Genomic DNA, 4,174 nt, shown 5'->3' on the forward strand with positions numbered 1-4,174 from the left:
TTTTCGATCATTGCTTAATCGTTTTGACACAACAGTATCGAGTTGGAAGTCTTTTAATTATATCGCTTTTATGGTTATAGCTCTGAACAAATTTTATAAATCTAAAAAAGTTTAAATGACCTCAATATAAAAATTAAACTCATTTCTTCTTCTTATATTTATATTATTAAGACAAGCATAGTAATCTACGGATAAGGTACTTCTCCATTTTAAACATAAATTAGAAAAAAAGAACTCGGACCAGGGCCAGGAAGGATGACAGATAAGAATAACCGTCATTGGTAAATAGAGAATTAAAATAGAATAATATCGCTTGTAAAAGTGTTCATATATTATTAAAGTAAGTGGTTTGTAAATAGAAAGGCTCCCATTGGGAGCCTTTCGCTATTTCATATTCACTATTTTATCTACAACAAACTTTGTGTTTCCTCTCCAGGGAAGCGCTCCATTATATTCTTTGTAATGAAGATCAAAAGTTTTTCCGCTGTTTGTTTCCAGCTGTTTAAAAATTTCAGAATCTTCTACAGAAAATTCAAACTCGTAGCTTGTAATACTTCCTGTTTTTCCTTTTCCAAAACCTTCCTGAATTAATTTTCCTTCATAGGTTTTGAAGACATAGCCTTTTTTCATGGCATAGTTCAGATAGCCGGATTTCACGCCCTCTCCAAAAACGAAAAAGTATTTATACCATACCAATACGCTTACCAGAAGAAGGACTACTCCCAAGCTGATCCACAAAGTTTTTTTCATAAGTGTGTGTGTTTATATTAATTTATTTTGCAATGCTTCTTGAGATTACAATTTTCTGGATCTCTGAAGTACCTTCATAGATCTGCGTGATCTTCGCATCTCTCATCATTCTTTCTACGTGATATTCTTTCACGTATCCATATCCTCCGTGGATCTGTACTGCTTCGATAGTAGTATCCATTGCCACCTGAGATGCATATAATTTCGCCATTGCGCCGCTCTCGGAGATATCTTTACCGGCATCCTTCTCTACAGCAGCCTTGAAACATAGCATTCTTGCCGCAGTAATACTAGTTGCCATATCTGCTAGTTTGAATGCAATAACCTGGTGATTGATGATTTCAGTTTTGAACGCTTTTCTTGTTTTGGCATATTTCAAAGCCAATTCATAAGCTCCTGAAGCGATACCTAATGCCTGAGAAGCAATACCGATTCTCCCGCCATTCAATACAGCCATTGCAAAATTGAAACCAAAACCGTCTTCTCCGATTCTATTTTCTTTCGGGACTTTTACATTATTGAAGATCAAAGAATGCGTATCACTTCCTCTGATTCCCAGTTTGTCTTCTTTCACCCCGATTTCAAAACCTTCCCATCCTCTTTCTACGATGAAAGCATTAATTCCTTTATGTTTTTTCTCAGGATCTGTCTGTGCAATTACAATATAGTAAGAAGCAGTTCCTCCGTTGGTGATCCAGTTTTTAATACCGTTTAAAAGATAATAATCACCTTTGTCCTCTGCTGTTGTTTTTTGAGAAGTAGCATCAGAACCAGCTTCAGGCTCAGATAATGCGAAAGCTCCAATTACTTTTCCACTGGCAAGAGGTGTAAGGTATTTCACTTTCTGCTCTTCGGAAGCAAATTTTTCAAGACCTGCACATACCAATGAGTTGTTTACAGACATTACAACAGCTGCAGAAGCATCTATTTTTGCGATCTCCTCCATTGCCAACACGTAAGAAACACTGTCCATACCAGCACCACCATATTGAGGATCCACCATCATTCCCAAAAGTCCCATTTCACCCATTTTCTTTACTTGTTCTGTAGGGAATTTCTGGTCGCGGTCTCTTTCGATAACTCCAGGTAATAGTTCATTTTGTGCAAAATCTCTTGCAGCTTGCTGAATCATCAGCTGTTCTTCCGATAAATTAAAGTCCATAAAAAATAATAATTAGATAGCCGTAAATTTACACTTTTTAACGAAATCTGAAAATAGAATTGGAAATTAGGGAACAGGTTTTAGGGATTAGGGGGCGGAAGGCGATAAAGTCTGAGATTAAGGTTAAAGTTAGAAGACTATACTGTTTCATATTTTTAGCTGAAGGTTATGGAATAGATTGTTTATTATGGCAGGCATTCAATTAATTCCCAATTGATCATTTCAGATTACTACAATTAAAAAAAATGCTTATATTTAAAATTCTTTAAAAATTGCTTAAAAAATCATGACAATCAAAAGATTATTCGATATTCCATACTACGCTTTAGAAAAATTTCCTAAAACGGATATGTTTGTAACCAAATACCAGGGCGAGTGGAAAAAAACTTCAACGTTAGAGTTTATCAATCAGGGAAATAAAATCTCCAGAGGACTTTTGAAACTGGGCATTAAACCGGGAGATAAGATTGCTCTGATTACCACCAATTCCCGTACGGAATGGGCCGTGATGGATTTTGGACTCTCTCAGATCGGTGTGGTTTCAGTTCCTGTTTATCCGAGTATTTCTGCTGAAGATTATGAATTTATCTTTAATAATGCTGAAATACAGTATTGTTTTGTATCTGATAAAGAATTGCTTACTAAAGTGATGAAGGTAAAACATAATATTCCTACTTTACAGGGAATTTTTACTTTTGATATCATAAGCGGAGCAGCCAACTGGAGAGAAATTCTGGATCTTGGTGAAGACGATTCCACTCAGATTGAAGTGGAAGACCTCTCCAATGCTATCAATTCTGAAGATCTGGCTACCATTATTTACACTTCCGGAACTACGGGAAGACCAAAAGGCGTGATGCTTACCCATCATAATATTGTTTCTAATGTATTGGGCTCTTTTCCAAGAATCCCTAAGAAAAAAAGCCTGGATTACAAAGATACAAGAGTGCTGAGCTTCCTTCCTATCTGTCATATTTTTGAAAGGATGCTTTTTTATCTTTTCCAGTACAGTGGCTTTTCTGTTTATTTCGCTGAAAGCATTGATAAAATGGGTGAAAATGTAAAAGAAGTAAAGCCGCATTATATGAGTGTTGTACCCAGATTGGTGGAAAAGGTATATGACAAGATCTATAACACAGGTTCTTCAGCTGGGGGACTGAAATCAAAAATATTCTTCTGGGCTTTAAATTTAATCAGCAAGAAAAAAGAAATCTCCAAACCTTCAGGATTGCAGGGAATCATTGCAGATAAACTGGTATTTTCTAAATGGAGAGAAGGCCTGGGCGGAGAAATCATTACTTTGGTTTCCGGTTCTGCGGCCCTATCCACAAGATTAAACCTGATGTTCCAGAATGCCGGGATCCCTATTTTAGAAGGATATGGTTTAACTGAAACGTCACCGGTTATTTCTGTAAATAGTTTTGAAAAAATGAAGATCGGTACCGTCGGCAGGCCGTTGGATAATCTGCAGGTGAAGATCCAGGAAGATGGTGAAATTACGGTAAAAGGACCGTCTGTTTTCAAAGGCTATTTTAAGGCTGAAGATATAACTAAGGAAGCTTTTACGGAAGACGGATTCTTCAAAACAGGAGACATCGGGCATATCGATACTGAAGGATTTCTTCAGATCACGGACCGTAAAAAAGAAATGTTTAAAACATCAGGTGGAAAATATATTGCTCCACAAATGATTGAAAATCTTGCAAAAGCATCAAAATTCATTGAACAGATCATGGTAGTAGGTGACGGTGAAAAAATGCCATGTGCATTGGTACAACCTGATTTTGAATTTGCAAAAAACTGGGCAATGAGAAACAACCTGAATATAGGTTCTACTCCGGCAGAAATTGCCAAAAGTCCTGAATTAAAGGAAAGAATACAAAAGGAGATGGAAGGCATCAATGAACATCTCGGAAACTGGGAAAAGATCAAAAGAATTGAGCTTACTCCGGAAGTCTGGGCCATCGATACAGGACTTCTTACACCTACTTTGAAGCTTAAAAGAAAGGCTGTCAAAGAGAAGTTCATGGATCTGTACAACAAAATGTACGAGCATCACGAATAAAAATACAAGAAGCTGTTTCGGAGATGAAGCAGCTTTTTTTTCCAACAAACAACAATTTTATATCAATAGAAACGGGCTTTAGCCCAATGTCATTAAGTTAGTAAAATATCACAAGCTATCCTTTTGATTTTTAGAGACTATGGGTTTAGCTCTTGCTCTATATTTACCTATATTTCTTTTGTTTGATCTCTGAGGTC

General features: G+C 36.6%; 3 protein-coding genes and 1 pseudogene. 2 read left to right on the plus strand and 2 right to left on the minus strand.

Annotated features, from left to right (window positions below; translation table 11 throughout):
• Nucleotides 1-115 (plus strand): annotated as a pseudogene (locus tag HHL23_RS22690) (IS5/IS1182 family transposase); the annotation flags it as partial.
• Between the two features lie 269 nt (nucleotides 116-384).
• Here the strand turns inward: HHL23_RS22690 and HHL23_RS22260 are convergent.
• Together HHL23_RS22260 and HHL23_RS22265 are read right to left on the minus strand one after the other, a co-directional pair.
• Nucleotides 385-750 (minus strand): hypothetical protein, encoded by a 366-nt coding sequence (locus HHL23_RS22260; protein ID WP_169236927.1) that lies wholly within the window; start codon nucleotides 748-750, stop codon nucleotides 385-387.
• Nucleotides 751-772: 22 nt separating this feature from the next.
• Complete coding sequence (locus HHL23_RS22265; protein WP_169236928.1) at nucleotides 773-1,912, minus strand: acyl-CoA dehydrogenase; 1,140 nt, start codon at nucleotides 1,910-1,912, stop codon at nucleotides 773-775.
• Nucleotides 1,913-2,198: 286 nt separating this feature from the next.
• Here HHL23_RS22265 and HHL23_RS22270 point away from each other — a divergent pair, with 286 nt between their 5' ends.
• Nucleotides 2,199-3,977, plus strand: coding sequence for an AMP-dependent synthetase/ligase (locus HHL23_RS22270; RefSeq protein ID WP_169236929.1), 1,779 nt, complete (start codon nucleotides 2,199-2,201; stop codon nucleotides 3,975-3,977).
• Nucleotides 3,978-4,174: the final 197 nt, after the last annotated feature.

Source organism: Chryseobacterium antibioticum (genome assembly GCF_012927325.1).
In the GTDB taxonomy this organism is placed as follows: Bacteria; Bacteroidota; Bacteroidia; order Flavobacteriales; family Weeksellaceae; genus Chryseobacterium; species Chryseobacterium antibioticum.

Coding starts and splice junctions, on each gene's coding strand:
- HHL23_RS22260 (WP_169236927.1), bottom strand. CDS start 750: ATGAAAAAAACTTTGTGGATCAGCTTGGGAGTAGTCCTTCTTCTGGTA.
- HHL23_RS22265 (WP_169236928.1), bottom strand. CDS start 1,912: ATGGACTTTAATTTATCGGAAGAACAGCTGATGATTCAGCAAGCTGCA.
- HHL23_RS22270 (WP_169236929.1), top strand. CDS start 2,199: ATGACAATCAAAAGATTATTCGATATTCCATACTACGCTTTAGAAAAA.